Below are 14,603 nucleotides of genomic sequence, written 5' to 3' on the forward strand. Positions count from 1 at the left end.
AGATCCTAAATTTTTCGTCCTTGATATGTCATCCACAAAACATGCAAAAGTTCTCATCCTAGGCTCCGGTCCAGCCGGTTATACGGCTGCCGTCTATGCGGCACGCGCTAACTTGTCGCCAATGCTCATTACTGGCCTGGCACAAGGCGGCCAATTAACGACCACCACAGAGGTCGAAAACTGGCCCGCCGATGCCCAGGGCGTACAAGGTCCAGAATTAATGGAGCGCTTTCTTGAGCACGCTCAGCGCTTTAATACCGAAATTGTGTTTGATTATATTCATACGGCAAAGCTTGATGAACGGCCTCTACGTCTGATTGGCGAGACCAACGAGTACACCTGCGATGCATTGATTATTGCAACCGGCGCTTCCGCCCAATATCTTGGCTTGCCGTCTGAAGAAGCCTTTATGGGCAAAGGCGTCTCCGCCTGCGCCACCTGTGATGGCTTTTTCTACAAGCAACAAGACGTTGCGGTCATTGGGGGTGGCAACACCGCTGTCGAAGAAGCGTTGTATCTTGCCCAAATCGCAAAAAAAGTCACCGTGATTCACCGCCGCAGCGCGTTCCGCGCTGAGCCTATTCTCATTGACCGGCTGCTGGCCAAAGAAAAGGCCGGCATAGTCGAAATCAAATGGGATCATGTGCTGGATGAGGTGCAAGGCGATGCTACCGGCGTAACAGGCATTCGTGTCAAGCACACCCAAACCAATCAAAGCACGGATATCCCCTTGCAAGGCGTGTTTGTTGCCATTGGCCATAAACCTAATACCGATATTTTCGCTGAACAACTCGAGATGAAAAACGGTTATATCCTGACACACGCTGGACTCGTAGGCAATGCAACAGCCACCAGCGTGGCGGGAGTTTTCGCTGCAGGCGATGTACAAGATTCGATCTACCGACAAGCGATTACCAGTGCCGGCACTGGCTGCATGGCTGCGCTTGATGCACAGCGGTATCTTGAAAGTCTCACGGATAAATAAGGTGATTTATTCTGAGCCAAGCTCTGCCTGTTGAGCAGCAGCGGCAAAACCGGTGACTTAGATTTCGTCCAAAATCACCCCTGACCCTTTTTAATCCTGTATCTCATGCCGACAAAATGCGGAGCCCCCAAAAATGGAGGCGAGATTGAGAATTAATGGTGCGGCATAGAATTAAAATATTTACCGCCGCCCGCAGGCACACGACCACATCTTATGACTTTTGATATATATCAAAACAAAGGCGGAGCGAATACAGTATAGGAATTATTCACTCGCTCTATTTCCAAAAAATTCCGATGACAAAGATGGGGGATTAACTTTACCCAAAGAGTTTGAAATTCGCTACAATAGTTCAATCAAACAACTGGAAGGAGAACATAACGTGCGATATATAACGAGTGTAGAGCGTATTGGCAGAGAGCAAGGTCTTGAAGAAGGTATACAACAAGGTCTACAGCAAGGCCAATCTACTTTATTGAAAACTCTGCTAGAAAGTAAGTTTGGTACTTTAACCGAACCCTATCAACAGCGCCTCAATACAGCGAATGTGAATACTTTATGCCAATGGGGCAAACGTATTTTCTCTGCGCAAACGCTTGACGAAGTTTTTTGAAAGACATTCACAATACTTCGTTAAAGCGTGAGGTAATCGGATAGCGCCAGTCACGCCCGAAGGCACGTGAAGTAATGCGCAGACCAATCGGTGCTTGACGCCGTTTGTACTCGCTTAGCTTGATAAGCCGGGTGATGCGCGCGACATCTTCTGGCTTAAATCCAGCTGCCACAATGTCAGCGCCCGAACGACCCTCTTCCATATATTGCTGCATAATGGCATCTAGCACTTCGTAAGGCGGTAGGCTGTCTTGATCAGTTTGATTCGCGCGTAGCTCAGCAGAAGGTGCACGCGTTAGGATACGCTCAGGAATAATGTGCTTAAGCACAAAAGCATCGCTCGTGTTCCGGTAGCGGCATAGCCGGTAGACTAAAGTCTTGGCGATATCTTTAATCACCGCAAAGCCACCTGCCATATCGCCATATAAAGTGCAGTACCCGACTGCCATTTCGCTCTTGTTGCCCGTTGTGAGCACAATCGAGCCTGATTTATTCGACAACGCCATCAATAAAGTACCGCGGATGCGGGCCTGGATATTTTCTTCTGTCGTATCTTCGGCCAGTCCATCGAAGACTTTAGCAAGTGATAAACGGAACGTATCGAATACTGAGGTGATCTCGATTTCGTCATAGTGAATATTGAGACGGCTAGCCATTTGGCGTGCATCGGCAATTGAGATATCAGCGGTATAGCATGATGGCATCATGACTGCGCGAACACGCTCTGGCCCAAGCGCATCGCATGCAATAGCCAATACCAACGCCGAATCAACCCCGCCTGAAAGGCCAATCAGCACGCCAGGGAAACTGTTCTTCTCTACATAATCACGCACGCCAACGACCAATGCTGCATAGACTTGCGCTTCTAGAGAAGATTCAGGCGCAATTTTGCTAAGTTGTGGCGTTGCTCCATCGAACTCAACCAATGCAATGCCGGCTTCAAATTGCGGCATGCGGGCGACACATTCCCCTTGCGCATTACACACGAAAGAGCCACCATCAAACACCAGCTCATCTTGCGCCCCGATATTGTTCACGTAAACGATCGGCAACCCGCTTTCACGGATGCGCGCACGTACTATATCTATACGTAGGTTATCCTTACCGAGGTGGTAGGGTGAGCCATTGGGTACAAGCAAAAGCTGTGCACCTGCAGCTTTTGCCTCTTGCGCTGCTGCCGGATACCAAATATCTTCACAAATCAGGATTGCGCAACGTACGCCATCCAGTTCAAAGACATAGGGCTTTGGGTCTGTCGCAAAATAGCGCCTTTCGTCAAACACCTCGGTATTAGGAAGCTCTTGCTTGAGATACGTGCCAAGCACACGGCCATCTAGCAAAACTGAGGCCGCATTAAAGGTATCGCTCGGCGGTACGTTAGATTTAAGTGGCCGATTTGCATGAGCATCAATACGATGGGGGTGGCCGACGACTACATGCAGCCCTTTGAAGACACTTAACTCAGAGGCAAGTTGCGTTAGGGCAGTAGCGCTTGCGGCATAAAATGATGGCCGCAACAGCAAATCTTCAGGCGGATAGCCAGATAGAACCAACTCTGGCATAACCACTAAACGAGCACCTAGTTGATAAGCGTCACGGGCAGCAGCCACAATAGCCGCTAGATTACCAACAAAGTCGCCAACGGTTACATTGATTTGAGCAAGGGCAATACGCATTTTTATATAGAAAGTAATTAATTAGCTCGCCCTACTCGGTCAAGGATCAGCCTATGGTTTTTTTTACCTTAACCTTAATTTCACTTTGGCACATCTTGACCTGGCGCTGGCGTACTTGCCGGCGGCAAAGAAGCTTTGCCCGAATGCGTCCCAACTGGTACGGATGTGACGACACCTTCCAATACGCCCGCTGAGGATTTAGGTTTTTGCGAACCAATAAAGGTCAGGCTAAGCGTAGAGACAAAGAAAATCACCGCCAATATCGCTGTTGTGCGAGACAAGAAATTCGCCGCACCGGTTGCGCCAAAAAGACTGCCGGATGAACCACTGCCAAATGCCGCGCCCATATCAGCGCCTTTTCCGCGTTGCAACAGCACTAAGCCAATAATTCCCAAAGCAGATAAAAATTGTGCGACGACAATCAAATTTTTTAATACCAACATTTATTCACCTTAATCTGTAAACGTGTTCAGAAATAGTTGCGAGCGCTTAAACTGCAGCCGCTTTGCAAATCGCAAGAAAATCTTCAGCTTGTAACGATGCGCCCCCCACTAGGCCACCGTCAACGCCTGGCTCAGCCAATAGTGCGCGCGCATTGTCCGGCTTCATACTCCCTCCGTACAGCACTAAAGCATGAGCAAGTTTAGCATCCACCGCGGCCAATACGCGGCGCAAAAACAGGTGCACCGAACCGACCTCTGGCACACTTGCACTCTTGCCTGTGCCAATCGCCCAGACGGGCTCATAGGCAAGCACAATCCGCTCGGCTTGGGCAACCGTTAACGTCGTGAGCACAACCTGCAACTGCTTGCCAATCACCTGCTCCGTTTGCCCGGCTTCACGCTCAGCCAATGTTTCACCCACACAAATAATAGGCGTCAAGCCAGCTTCGAGGGCGCGCTTTGCTTTAATGGCCACTTGCTCGTTGCTTTCTTGATGATATAAGCGCCGCTCCGAATGCCCAACAATCACGAAGCTGGCGCCAAACTCGGCAACCATTGGCCCCGCCACTTCGCCCGTATAAGCGCCGGCTAGATGAAGCGAGATATCCTGTGCGCCCCAAGCCACGCAGCTTTGCTGCAACAGGGTTTGTGCTTGTGCGAGATAGGGAAATGGTACGCATACGGCAGCCCGAGTCGACGCGTTAAATTCGGCGGCGCCTGCTGCCAGTGCGTTCAATAGAAGCGCATTGCCAGCTAAGCTGCCATGCATCTTCCAATTACCGACGATGAGTTTAGTCTTAAGTTTTGAATTTGTCATAAAGCAGGATTACCATGCCAACATAATTTTTCCAATATGGTGCCCTTCTTCCATCCAAGCGTGTGCACTGGCTGCCTCTGCCAGCGGGAAAACTCGGTCAATAACGGGCCGAATTTTACCCATTTCTAGCAGCGGCCATACACGTTCTTTCAGCTTCACTGCGATCTGCGCTTTGCAACGGGTTGAGCGTGAACGTAGCGTCGATCCCGTTAGGGTCAAGCGCTTGGTCAGCATCTCAGCCAGATTAATGCTAGCTTTGGCGCCCCCCAAAAACGCAATCAAGGCAAGCCGTCCATCTGGCGCCAAGGCTTTCAATTCGCGCGCAATGTAATCCCCTCCAACCATATCGAGAATCACATCAACCCCTCGTCCAGCCGTCAGCGCAGAGGTCACCGCCACAAAATCTTCGGTTTTGTAATTGATTGCCCGTTGTGCGCCAAGGCTTTCGCAAGCGCGGCATTTGGCATCGCTACCGGCCGTGGCAAAAACACGGTGACCGAATGCATGCGCGAGTTGAATCGCCGCTACACCAATGCCGCTTGAGCCACCTTGTACCAATAGAGTTTCATCTTGGCCACGCTCAGTCGCGCCTAGTTGCGCGCGATCAAACAGATTACTCCAGACCGTGAAGTAAGTCTCGGGTAATGAAGCCGCCTCAAGTTCTGACCAGCCAACAGGCACTGGCAAACATAGCGCTACAGGTGCTGCCGCGAATTCGGCGTAACCGCCTCCTTGCAGCAAAGCGCAAACACGGTCGCCTTTTCTGAGCTGCCAACGGTTATCTACATGCTGCAAATCGCCTTCTACAATCTCGCCTGCAACCTCCAAGCCAGGCAGCTCAGAGGCGCCTGGCGGCGGTGCATAGTGGCCTGCGCGCTGCAGCAAATCTGGACGATTCACCCCGGCGGCGCTGACCCGAATCAATACTTCGCCCGGCTGCAAAACAGGCCGAGCACACTCGACCTGTTGCAAGACCTCTGGCGCACCATAGGTCGTGATTGCGATTGCTCGCATAGCAAGAAAAAACCAGGCCTAACGGATTGGATCCATCGGCTCCAAGGTTGTTGGGCTCGCTTCTTCCATGACAGGGTTTCTGTCATTGATCACGGCTTTAGCAGACAACCGTACCCGGCCTTTTTCATCGGTCTGAATCACTTTGACTTCTACCGTTTGCCCTTCTTTCAAGCGATCGCTCACCTCTTTAATCCGCTCGTTAGCGATTTCAGAAATATGCAGCAGACCATCACGCCCTGGCAAAATATTCACAATCGCGCCGAAATCAAGTAGTTTAAGCACCGTGCCTTGATAGATTTGGCCAACGGTAACATCCACCGTAATATTTTCAATGCGGCGCTTAGCTTCAGCAATGCCTTCGCTGCTCGTGCTCGCAATCGTGACCATCCCATCTTCAGAGATATCAATGGTGGTGCCCGTTTCTTCAGTGAGTGCGCGGATGACCGAGCCACCCTTGCCGATCACATCGCGGATCTTGTCTGGATTGATTTTAAGCGTCACCATGCGTGGCGCAAATGACGATAATTCTGTGCGCGCGCCGGTTACTGCTTCTTGCATCTTGCCAAGGATATGCAAGCGCCCTTCTTTTGCTTGAGCTAGCGCAACTTGCATGATTTCTTTGGTGATACCAGCAATCTTGATATCCATTTGCAAGGCCGTTACGCCTGTTTCCGTACCTGCCACCTTGAAATCCATATCGCCGAGATGATCTTCATCACCCAAGATATCGGTGAGCACCGCAAAACGGTTATCTTCTAGGATCAGCCCCATCGCAATACCCGCCACATGAGCCTTAAGAGGCACGCCCGCATCCATTAGGGCGAGACTACCGCCGCACACAGAGGCCATTGACGACGAACCATTCGACTCGGTAATTTCGGAAACGACGCGAACGGTGTAGCCAAAGTCTTTTGCATCGGGCAAACAAGCAGTAAGCGCACGTTTGGCAAGCCGGCCATGACCAATTTCACGCCGTTTTGGAGTGCCTACTCGGCCTGTTTCGCCAGTGGCAAAAGGTGGCATATTGTAATGCAGCATAAAGCGGTCGCGGTATTCGCCATCAATCGCATCGATGGTTTGTTCATCGCCCTTAGTACCCAAAGTCGCAACCACCAACGCCTGTGTTTCGCCGCGAGTAAACAGCGCAGAACCATGGGTACGAGGCAGAACGCCTGTGCGGATCGTAATCGGACGCACCGTGCGCGTATCGCGCCCGTCAATGCGTGGCTCGCCCGCAAGAATTTGGCTGCGCACGATACCGGCCTCAAGATCAAACAGCATACTGCCAATCGCGACTTCATCCAGCGCCTTCACACCCGCGGCGAGCGCCTCTTCTGCCAGTTGTTTGTTGACCGCGTCATAGATCACTCGCACCCGCTCGCTACGCATTGATTTCTCGCGTATCTGATAAGCCGCTTGCAGATCATTCAGCGCTAGCGCGCTAATCCGGTTAAACAATGCTTCATCTTTCGGCGCAGGCTGCCAATCCCACTCTGGTTGTCCGCCTTCACGCACTAGATCATAGATCGCATCAATTGCCGTTTGCATCTGCTCTTGGCCAAACACCACAGCGCCTAACATAACCTCTTCAGACAATTGATCCGCTTCCGACTCAACCATTAATACGGCTCGCTCAGTGCCGGCTACGATAAGCTCAAGGGCAGAGGTTTTGAGCTGGCTGCGACTCGGATTCAACACATATTGACCATCAATAAAAGCGACTCGCGCAGCACCGACCGGACCATTAAACGGAATCCCGGAAACAGCTAACGCAGCGGACGCGCCAATCAGCGCTGGAATATCCGTTGGCACTTCTGGATTGACTGACAAGACGTGCACCACGACTTGCACTTCGTTATAAAAATTCTCGGGAAAAAGCGGACGCAAAGGCCGATCAATCAGACGAGAGATCAGTGTTTCACTTTCAGATGGACGTCCCTCGCGGCGAAAAAAACTGCCCGGAATCTTACCCGCTGCGTACGTTTTTTCAATGTAATCCACCGTCAATGGAAAAAAATTCTGACCTGGCTTTGCGCTTTTTGCGCCAACCACCGTTGCCAGAATAACCGTTTCATCCATATCGACCAGGACAGCGCCACTGGCTTGACGAGCTATTTCGCCCGTTTCAAGACGGACGGTATGCTGTCCCCACTGAAATTCTTTGACAATCTTCTTCAACATACTATTCCTTATTTTGTGTGCCGCAAAAAGCAAAATGCCTGCATCAGCAATATGGCTGATACAGGCATATGATCTCAATACGGCATTTACTTACGTAGACCCAATGCTTGGATCAGCGCTTGATAACGCTCGAGAGATTTCTTTTGCAAATAATTAAGCAAACTACGGCGGCGGCTGACCATTTGCAGCAAGCCACGGCGGCTATGATGATCTTTTTTGTGGGCTTTGAAATGGACGGTCAATTCATTAATGCGCGCCGTCAATAAAGCAACCTGCACTTCGGGCGAGCCCGTATCTTTATCCCCGCGAGCAAATTGCGTGATAATTCCAGATTTTTTTTCACCTAAAACGGACATAATTTTCCTTTATAAAACAAGCGGTCACGGAAGAAAGGCCGTGCCGTGGACGAACATAACAACTTAAAACTGTATGGACTTTCTTTACCATACAAAGGGTGAGTATACTACAGTTGGTTTCGCCGCTTCTCGTTTTGGGCTTGTCCTGCAAATATATGCAACCGATTGTCATGCAAATACCATCAACCTTTAATTGCCATGCAAATATATTTAACCCTTCTATCCTTTTTCTCAGGCCCATGGCTACGCAACGCACTCACGGCCACAGCCATCTCAAGCCTTGCTGCCTGCGCTGCGCCCTGGCAAAACGTGCAATTTGGCCCGGATCAAGCCTCCGCCATTGCAAAATTAGGCCAGCCGCGTGAAACGTATGAATTGCCCAATGGCGGCAAACGACTGATGTGGCCTTCTCGGCCTTTCGGTGAAACAACAACCGCTATCGACATAGACGCCGATGGCAAAATTTCTCGGGTGCGGCAAGTATTAACTGGGCGAGAGTTTGAGCGAGCCCAAATTGGCCTATGGACTCAGCACGATGTTTTAATCAATTTTGGCGAACCCGTAGAAATTGCCAACTTCCCTCGCATGCAACGCGAAGTATGGAGCTACCGCTATATGGACAATGACGTTTGGTACGTGCTTTACAACTTTTATTTTGACTCAAATGGCATCCTACGTTCCATGCAGCAAACCCCAGATCCTCTGCATGATCCAGGCCACCGAAATTTATTTCGCAGATTTTTTTGACGTAGCGCTCAACATCTAATAGAATCTCGCCTTGTCGTCGGGGCGTAGCGCAGCCTGGTAGCGCATCTGATTTGGGATCAGAGGGTCGCATGTTCGAATCATGTCGCCCCGACCACATACTACATATAAGTTTTTTTATTACCTCTACCATTCATCAATACGATGCGCCAGCTTATGCAGATTGTTGTGCTACTGGTGAGCTGCTTGACGCTCCTCTTACCGCTTCCAAGCCGTGCTGACTGGCATGTCGGGCGTCTTGATTTGGTCAAGCAATTTATCGCTGAGCAGCAGGCTAGCCCTCTCGTTGCAGACTGCGCAGCCCATGCGCGCTTTGTTGCAACCACGCTGCCACTTTACACCCGGATTGAATTTCCTGATGGCGCGTTAGACACTGGACAGGCCAGTATCTTGCCTTGGAATCAAGCCTTCGGTAACGCTAAACAGCGTGTTAAGGTGGATACAATGGTGCTCATATCCGGTGTTGGCTACCGTAAACCAGAACGGTCTAAGCCAGATGTTTTGCAATTTCGCTGTGGTTACTCGGCCAACCAGCTGATGGCCTTTGATTATAACGAACCCAAGCCAGCACCCGCTAAGCGTCAGACACCCCGCCGGGTAAAGCGCCCATCTCAAAGACAAATCAAACCATCTGCGTGCTAAATCAAATAACTTAAGATAAAATCCGGCTAATCGTGTCCGAGTGACCGACTTGAAAATTTACTTTACGCCGCAGCACGCCGCCTAAACACCCAATTGAATTCATCCGATGCTTGCGGTTCAAACAGATACCCTTCGTCATCAAAATGCTTTAAGCGCGCCACCTCATCAATACGATTCACAATGGCATAGCGCGCCATCAAACCACGTGCTCGCTTGGCGTAAAAGCTAATGATTTTATAACGGCCATTCTTCCAGTCTTCAAAGATTGGCGTGACCACGCTCGCTTTCAGCTGTTTAGGTTTAATCGACTTGAAATATTCAGCCGATGCAAGGTTAAGCACAATAGGGGAGGCACTGTGGATTGTATCGGCTAATTGGGTATTCAGTGCTTGCGTAATTCTTTCGCCCCAAAAAGCATATAAATCTTTGCCATACGGATTGGACAAGCGGGTACCCATTTCAAGTCGATATGGTTGCATCAAATCCAGCGGCCGCAGTACGCCATATAAGCCAGATAAGATCCGTAAACGATCTTGTGCCCACATCAGCGCTTCAGTCGATAGCGTTGCTGCGTTAAGCCCAGCATAAACATCGCCATTAAAAGCCAGCGCAGCTTGCTTCGATTGAGCCGCAGGAAACGCCGGCGACCAATCCGTATAGCGCTGAAAATTTAAGTGCGCGAGTTCATCTGAAATACCCATTAAGCTTGCAATCTGGGCTGGGGATAAAGTGCGTAGCACCTCAATCAATTCAGTGGACGCCTTAACAAAATCGGATCGCGTAGCGTACTCAAGTGGCGCTGGGGTTTTGTAATCAAGCGATTTAGCTGGGGATAAGATGATGATCATCGGATCGATAAAGATTCTTTAAAATTCAGCCTGCGGATGACAGTCCCATAGGAAGGCCATCATCTCAGTGGCATCTTGACTCAAATAAAAGCGTACCATCTTTTCATTAAATGCCTGCGCTTTAGCTGCAGGCACGCTGATTGCATCAATACCATTTGACATTAAGATGCCGTTCATCATGAAACGAGAGGTCCGCTTATTACCGTCGAAAAAAAACTGCTGCAAAGCGCCGAACAGGAAAAATCCCGCAGCCTGTTCAAATGGCTGCCGTACATATTCTTTTAACGCAGCAACGCCGCGCATAAAAGTTCTATGCAACTTGTCGGCTCCGGCCACAGTCGGCAGCGGCGTGTAATCGCCATGTTCCCCTAAGCCTACGTTTGGTGTATAGCGTATCTCGTGCCCTTCGCCGCGAAAATGGCCCCATTCGAGGGCTTCATAGCAGGCCACAAGACTATGAAGTTCACAAAAGTGCGCTTTATCCAGTCTAAATTGCAGGTTTTTAACCATTGCCAGCAAGCGCTTAGCACTTTGAGCTAGATTAAGAATTTGTGCTTGATCAGAAATCCGGCGGCCGCCCACTGTAACGCCATCCAGCAAGGTCTTGACTTCAGGGTAAGTGAAAGGATTGCTTTCAAGTACGCCCGCGTCCCAGACGAATTCGGGCAGCATCCGATGAAAGCGGAAACAGACTCGTTCAAGGCTATGAATCGGGATCTGCTGCGGGATTTTCTCCCGGTCCCAGCAAAAGCCCAATTCAGTAAAAAGTTCCATGTATAAATGATAATACTTTATGGGGTTCAACACCGACGAATCTAAGCAATCAGCGCAACTCTGGCCTTGAGTCTATCGGCAGGTAGGCAAAAACTCAAGTATTGTATGAGGCTACTATAGAGCTATTTCTCAAGCACGATTTTTTCAGCGCTTCATGAGGTAGCAAAACACAAACCCCGGAAAAGCCAGCACCAGAAAAAAACAAAAGGTCACGGTGTAAAACGGCCAGCCCTGCGCAAAAACATTCCCCGCCCGCGCTTCTAGCAAAAAGCTCAGTGCGCCGACAACTAAATAAAACACCAGCAACTCAAGCAATCGCCAGCCAATGCGCTTGCGTTTGGCGGCGAGTACCCAGGGCAAGGGCAAGCAGCCCAAAACCCGCTGATTCAGAAACGGCAAATTAGCCAATAGCACAGCCAATCCCACGATAAACCAGCCGGCTGCGGACATCATTAGGGCAGCAGCAAGGTTTGCTGGAGCACACGCATACAAAGCGACATTAACGGCCCTGGCATCAGGCCCAAGGCTAATAACGCGAAACCATTTACGACTAGCACGATGCGCGCACCCGTATAGGCCACCAGAGGCGTTTGATCAAGCGGTGCATCAAAATACATCAGCTTAACAATCCGTAAATAATAAAAGGCGCCCAATAGCGAGGAGAGCACAGCCAGCACCACCAGCCAAGTCAGACCTGCATTCATCGCCGCTTCAAGCACCGCAAATTTCGCATAAAAACCTACCGTGGGCGGCAGACCGGCAAGGGAGAACATCATCACCAGCATGACCAACGCAAAAAGCGGCGAGCGTTGGTTAAGCCCTTTAAATGCATCGATACTCTCTACCTCAAAATCACGCCGCGCCAGCAACATCACCACCCCAAAACTGCCAAGCGTAGTCAATAAATAGATGATGCTATAAAAGGTTGCCGAGCTATACGCGCCGACCAGATTACCCAATTTGCCGCCCACTACACCAGACAAAAGAGCCAGCAGCACAAAACCCATATTTGAGATGGCTGAATAGGCTAGCATGCGTTTGATATTTTTTTGCGCAATGCCCACTAAATTGCCGATGACTAAAGAAAGCGCGGCCAGTATCACCAGCATTTGCTGCCAATCAATCGCCAATGGCAAGAGGCCAATCACCAATAAACGCAGTCCCCAGGCGAAAGCGGCCACTTTTGGGCCACCGCCAATTAATAATGTCATCGCAGTCGGCGCGCCTTGATAGACATCAGGTACCCACATGTGAAATGGCACCGCACCCAGCTTAAAAGCGATGCCTACAACAATAAAAACGACGCCGAAGAGCAATACCGTATAGTTAATGCGACCTGAGGCAATCGCCCGAAACACTTCGTCTAAATCAAGCGAGCTGGTTGCGCCATACAACATCGAGATGCCATAAAGCAAAAAACCAGAAGCCAGCGCCCCAAGTACGTAGTATTTCATCGCCGCTTCGGTGGCTAGTTTAGGCACCGATTGCGTGGCTGGCGTCAATAGAGCGGTTGTGTCTGGGCGTAGCGCAATTAATGCATACAGTGACAATGACATTAATTCAAGCCCGAGATACAGGATCAGAAAGTTATGACCCGAAATCATCACCAACTGTCCAAGCAACGAAAACATCGCTAGCAAATAAAAATCACCCCGAAAAAGCCCACGCTCCTCAAGGTATTTTCTTGAATAAATCAGTGCGATGGCAAACCCTGCGGTGACGGCTGCCTTCATCAGATTAGCGAATGGATCAATCACATACATATTGTCGAAAAAATAGTGTGATTGGCCATGGGCAGCCAGTAATAAATAACCGAGGGCCGCGAGCAGCGACGAAATGACGGCAACTAGATACGTCGCACGACGCCCGGCCAGATTCGTGGCGCCCGTGACAATATCGTTCAGCCAAGCAAGTATAATTGCCAACAATAAGAAGGCATCAGGCAACAGCATGGTCATATGGGTATTTTGCATACAGTGGCCTTATGATGGAAGTTTTGACTGCGCAACATGAGACAGCAGCTTGGCGACCGAGGTATGCATTACTTCGGTTAATGGCTTCGGCCAAACCCCTAACGCCAAGACGAACGCCGCCAGCACAAACAACATGGAAAACTCGCGCCGGCTGAGATCTTTTAGCTGCGCGACCTGTTGGTTAGCTACCGCGCCAAACTGCACTCGTTTATACATCCACAAGGTGTAGGCTGCGCCCAAGATCAAAGTGAAGGCAGCCAGCAAGCCAATCCAGAAATTGAAACGAACCGCAGCTAAGATCACCATCCACTCACCGACAAAACCCGATGTGCCTGGCAAACCGCAATTCGCCATTGAAAATAACATCGAGAACGCGGCAAATTTTGGCATCACATTCGCCACCCCGCCGTAATCCGCCATTAAGCGGCTATGCATACGGTCATACAATACGCCAATGCATAAAAACATCGCGCCGGATACAAAACCATGCGAAATCATCTGCACTAGCGCACCTTCCATGCCGAGCGCATCAAAAATGAAAAAACCCAACGTCACAAAGCCCATATGCGCAATCGATGAGTACGCGACAAGCTTTTTCATATCGGTTTGCACTAACGCCACTAAGCCGATATAAATCACAGCGATAAGCGACAAGGTAATCATCACCGGCGCTAGCAGATGGCTCGCATCAGGCGCGATCGGCAGCGAGAAGCGCAGAAAACCATACGCGCCAAGCTTCAGCATCACTGCCGCCAACACCACCGAGCCGCCGGTTGGCGCTTCAACGTGAGCATCAGGCAACCAAGTATGGACTGGCCACATTGGCACCTTCACGGCGAAGGCCATAAAAAACGCAGCAAATAACAACACCTGAGGCAGCATCGCTAACGGTAGCTGGTGCCAAATAGCCAGCTCAAAGCTGCCCGAGTGCGCGTATAAATACAGGAGCGCAACCAGCATCAGCAACGAGCCAAAGAGCGTATAGAGGAAAAATTTAAACGCGGCATAGACACGGTTTGGACCGCCCCAAACACCGATGATGAGATACATCGGAATCAAGGTTGCCTCAAAAAACACATAAAACAGCAAGCCGTCTTGGGCGCAAAAGACCCCGACCATTAAACCAGACAAAATCAAAAAGGCAGCCAGATATTGCGCAATATGCCGCGTCACTGAAGTCCAACTGGCAATGATCACCAACACGGTGATCAAGGCGGTTAACACTACAAACCACAGTGAGATGCCATCAATGCCAAGGTAGTACAAGACATTAAAACGCTCAATCCAATTGGCCCGCTCAACAAACTGCAGCGCCGCCGTGTGCGCATCGAAATGCGTGATCAGGGGTAAGGTAACGATAAAGCTCAAGCTCGCGCCGAGCAATGCCAGCCAGCGCACCAGCGCAGGTTTAAGGTAGGCACTGCTGGCCAAGACCAAGACGCCAAAGGCAATCGGCAAGCCGATAGCTAGGCTGAGAAGCGGAAAAGATTGAAAAGGTTGCATTTGGATACGGGTCT

General features: G+C 50.2%; 15 protein-coding genes and 1 tRNA gene. 5 read left to right on the plus strand and 11 right to left on the minus strand.

Annotated elements, in window-relative coordinates; all coding sequences use genetic code 11:
- Nucleotides 1–25 precede the first annotated feature (25 nt).
- Both trxB and KMZ15_RS05995 read left to right on the plus strand, forming a co-directional pair.
- The gene (gene trxB / locus KMZ15_RS05990) at nt 26–985 is read left to right on the plus strand and encodes a thioredoxin-disulfide reductase (RefSeq protein WP_223691625.1); all 960 of its coding nucleotides are present in this window, start codon (nt 26–28) and stop codon (nt 983–985) included.
- 382 nt (nt 986–1,367) lie between these two features.
- Complete coding sequence (locus KMZ15_RS05995; RefSeq protein WP_223691627.1) at nt 1,368–1,598, plus strand: DUF4351 domain-containing protein; 231 nt, start codon at nt 1,368–1,370, stop codon at nt 1,596–1,598.
- Between the two features lie 7 nt (nt 1,599–1,605).
- Here the strand turns inward: KMZ15_RS05995 and KMZ15_RS06000 are convergent, their stop codons facing one another.
- The 6 genes from KMZ15_RS06000 to rpsO all read right to left on the minus strand — a co-directional run bounded on the left by KMZ15_RS06000 (nt 1,606) and on the right by rpsO (nt 8,084).
- Nucleotides 1,606–3,279 (minus strand): NAD+ synthase, encoded by a 1,674-nt coding sequence (locus tag KMZ15_RS06000; protein WP_223694745.1) that lies wholly within the window; start codon nt 3,277–3,279, stop codon nt 1,606–1,608.
- A 74-nt stretch (nt 3,280–3,353) separates the two neighbouring features.
- Nucleotides 3,354–3,716 (minus strand): preprotein translocase subunit SecG, encoded by a 363-nt coding sequence (gene secG, locus KMZ15_RS06005; RefSeq protein WP_223691629.1) that lies wholly within the window; start codon nt 3,714–3,716, stop codon nt 3,354–3,356.
- 46 nt (nt 3,717–3,762) lie between these two features.
- Entirely contained in the window at nt 3,763–4,533 is a 771-nt protein-coding gene (gene tpiA, locus KMZ15_RS06010; protein WP_223691631.1) for a triose-phosphate isomerase, read from the minus strand.
- A gap of 9 nt (nt 4,534–4,542) precedes the next feature.
- The gene (locus KMZ15_RS06015) at nt 4,543–5,547 is read right to left on the minus strand and encodes an NAD(P)H-quinone oxidoreductase (RefSeq protein ID WP_223691633.1); all 1,005 of its coding nucleotides are present in this window, start codon (nt 5,545–5,547) and stop codon (nt 4,543–4,545) included.
- An 18-nt stretch (nt 5,548–5,565) separates the two neighbouring features.
- The gene (gene pnp / locus KMZ15_RS06020; protein WP_223691635.1) at nt 5,566–7,728 is read right to left on the minus strand and encodes a polyribonucleotide nucleotidyltransferase; all 2,163 of its coding nucleotides are present in this window, start codon (nt 7,726–7,728) and stop codon (nt 5,566–5,568) included.
- Nucleotides 7,729–7,814: 86 nt separating this feature from the next.
- Nucleotides 7,815–8,084, minus strand: coding sequence for a 30S ribosomal protein S15 (gene rpsO / locus KMZ15_RS06025; RefSeq protein ID WP_223691637.1), 270 nt, complete (start codon nt 8,082–8,084; stop codon nt 7,815–7,817).
- Between the two features lie 198 nt (nt 8,085–8,282).
- Between rpsO and KMZ15_RS06030 the strand changes: the two genes are divergently transcribed.
- The 3 genes from KMZ15_RS06030 to KMZ15_RS06040 all read left to right on the plus strand — a co-directional run bounded on the left by KMZ15_RS06030 (nt 8,283) and on the right by KMZ15_RS06040 (nt 9,491).
- On the plus strand, nt 8,283–8,831 hold the full coding sequence (locus KMZ15_RS06030; RefSeq protein WP_223691640.1) for a hypothetical protein: 549 nt from the start codon (nt 8,283–8,285) through the stop codon (nt 8,829–8,831).
- Between the two features lie 38 nt (nt 8,832–8,869).
- Nucleotides 8,870–8,946 (plus strand) — tRNA-Pro (locus KMZ15_RS06035).
- Between the two features lie 47 nt (nt 8,947–8,993).
- Complete coding sequence (locus KMZ15_RS06040; RefSeq protein WP_223691642.1) at nt 8,994–9,491, plus strand: BspC domain-containing protein; 498 nt, start codon at nt 8,994–8,996, stop codon at nt 9,489–9,491.
- Nucleotides 9,492–9,553: 62 nt separating this feature from the next.
- Here the strand turns inward: KMZ15_RS06040 and yaaA are convergent, their stop codons facing one another.
- The 5 genes from yaaA to KMZ15_RS06065 all read right to left on the minus strand — a co-directional run bounded on the left by yaaA (nt 9,554) and on the right by KMZ15_RS06065 (nt 14,589).
- Entirely contained in the window at nt 9,554–10,339 is a 786-nt protein-coding gene (gene yaaA / locus KMZ15_RS06045) for a peroxide stress protein YaaA (RefSeq protein WP_223691645.1), read from the minus strand.
- A gap of 18 nt (nt 10,340–10,357) precedes the next feature.
- Nucleotides 10,358–11,113: a Fic family protein gene (locus tag KMZ15_RS06050; RefSeq protein WP_223691648.1), complete on the minus strand. Its 756-nt coding sequence runs from the start codon at nt 11,111–11,113 to the stop codon at nt 10,358–10,360.
- A gap of 144 nt (nt 11,114–11,257) precedes the next feature.
- Nucleotides 11,258–11,563 (minus strand): DUF2818 family protein, encoded by a 306-nt coding sequence (locus KMZ15_RS06055; RefSeq protein ID WP_223694747.1) that lies wholly within the window; start codon nt 11,561–11,563, stop codon nt 11,258–11,260.
- A gap of 2 nt (nt 11,564–11,565) precedes the next feature.
- Nucleotides 11,566–13,086, minus strand: coding sequence for an NADH-quinone oxidoreductase subunit NuoN (nuoN, locus tag KMZ15_RS06060; RefSeq protein WP_223691650.1), 1,521 nt, complete (start codon nt 13,084–13,086; stop codon nt 11,566–11,568).
- Nucleotides 13,087–13,095: 9 nt separating this feature from the next.
- Nucleotides 13,096–14,589: an NADH-quinone oxidoreductase subunit M gene (locus KMZ15_RS06065; RefSeq protein ID WP_223691652.1), complete on the minus strand. Its 1,494-nt coding sequence runs from the start codon at nt 14,587–14,589 to the stop codon at nt 13,096–13,098.
- Between the last annotated feature and the right edge of the window lie 14 nt (nt 14,590–14,603).

Source organism: Mycoavidus sp. HKI, assembly GCF_020023735.2.
Lineage (GTDB): Bacteria > Pseudomonadota > Gammaproteobacteria > Burkholderiales > Burkholderiaceae > Mycoavidus.

Excerpts from the sequence above, each read along its gene's own strand:
- trxB (WP_223691625.1), top strand. The coding sequence starts at position 26 with ATGTCATCCACAAAACATGCAAAAGTTCTCATCCTAGGCTCCGGTCCA.
- secG (WP_223691629.1), bottom strand. The coding sequence starts at position 3,716 with ATGTTGGTATTAAAAAATTTGATTGTCGTCGCACAATTTTTATCTGCT.
- tpiA (WP_223691631.1), bottom strand. The coding sequence starts at position 4,533 with ATGACAAATTCAAAACTTAAGACTAAACTCATCGTCGGTAATTGGAAG.
- KMZ15_RS06015 (WP_223691633.1), bottom strand. The coding sequence starts at position 5,547 with ATGCGAGCAATCGCAATCACGACCTATGGTGCGCCAGAGGTCTTGCAA.
- pnp (WP_223691635.1), bottom strand. The coding sequence starts at position 7,728 with ATGTTGAAGAAGATTGTCAAAGAATTTCAGTGGGGACAGCATACCGTC.
- rpsO (WP_223691637.1), bottom strand. The coding sequence starts at position 8,084 with ATGTCCGTTTTAGGTGAAAAAAAATCTGGAATTATCACGCAATTTGCT.
- KMZ15_RS06030 (WP_223691640.1), top strand. The coding sequence starts at position 8,283 with ATGCAAATATATTTAACCCTTCTATCCTTTTTCTCAGGCCCATGGCTA.
- KMZ15_RS06040 (WP_223691642.1), top strand. The coding sequence starts at position 8,994 with ATGCGCCAGCTTATGCAGATTGTTGTGCTACTGGTGAGCTGCTTGACG.
- yaaA (WP_223691645.1), bottom strand. The coding sequence starts at position 10,339 with ATGATCATCATCTTATCCCCAGCTAAATCGCTTGATTACAAAACCCCA.
- KMZ15_RS06050 (WP_223691648.1), bottom strand. The coding sequence starts at position 11,113 with ATGGAACTTTTTACTGAATTGGGCTTTTGCTGGGACCGGGAGAAAATC.
- KMZ15_RS06055 (WP_223694747.1), bottom strand. The coding sequence starts at position 11,563 with ATGTCCGCAGCCGGCTGGTTTATCGTGGGATTGGCTGTGCTATTGGCT.
- nuoN (WP_223691650.1), bottom strand. The coding sequence starts at position 13,086 with ATGCAAAATACCCATATGACCATGCTGTTGCCTGATGCCTTCTTATTG.
- KMZ15_RS06065 (WP_223691652.1), bottom strand. The coding sequence starts at position 14,589 with ATGCAACCTTTTCAATCTTTTCCGCTTCTCAGCCTAGCTATCGGCTTG.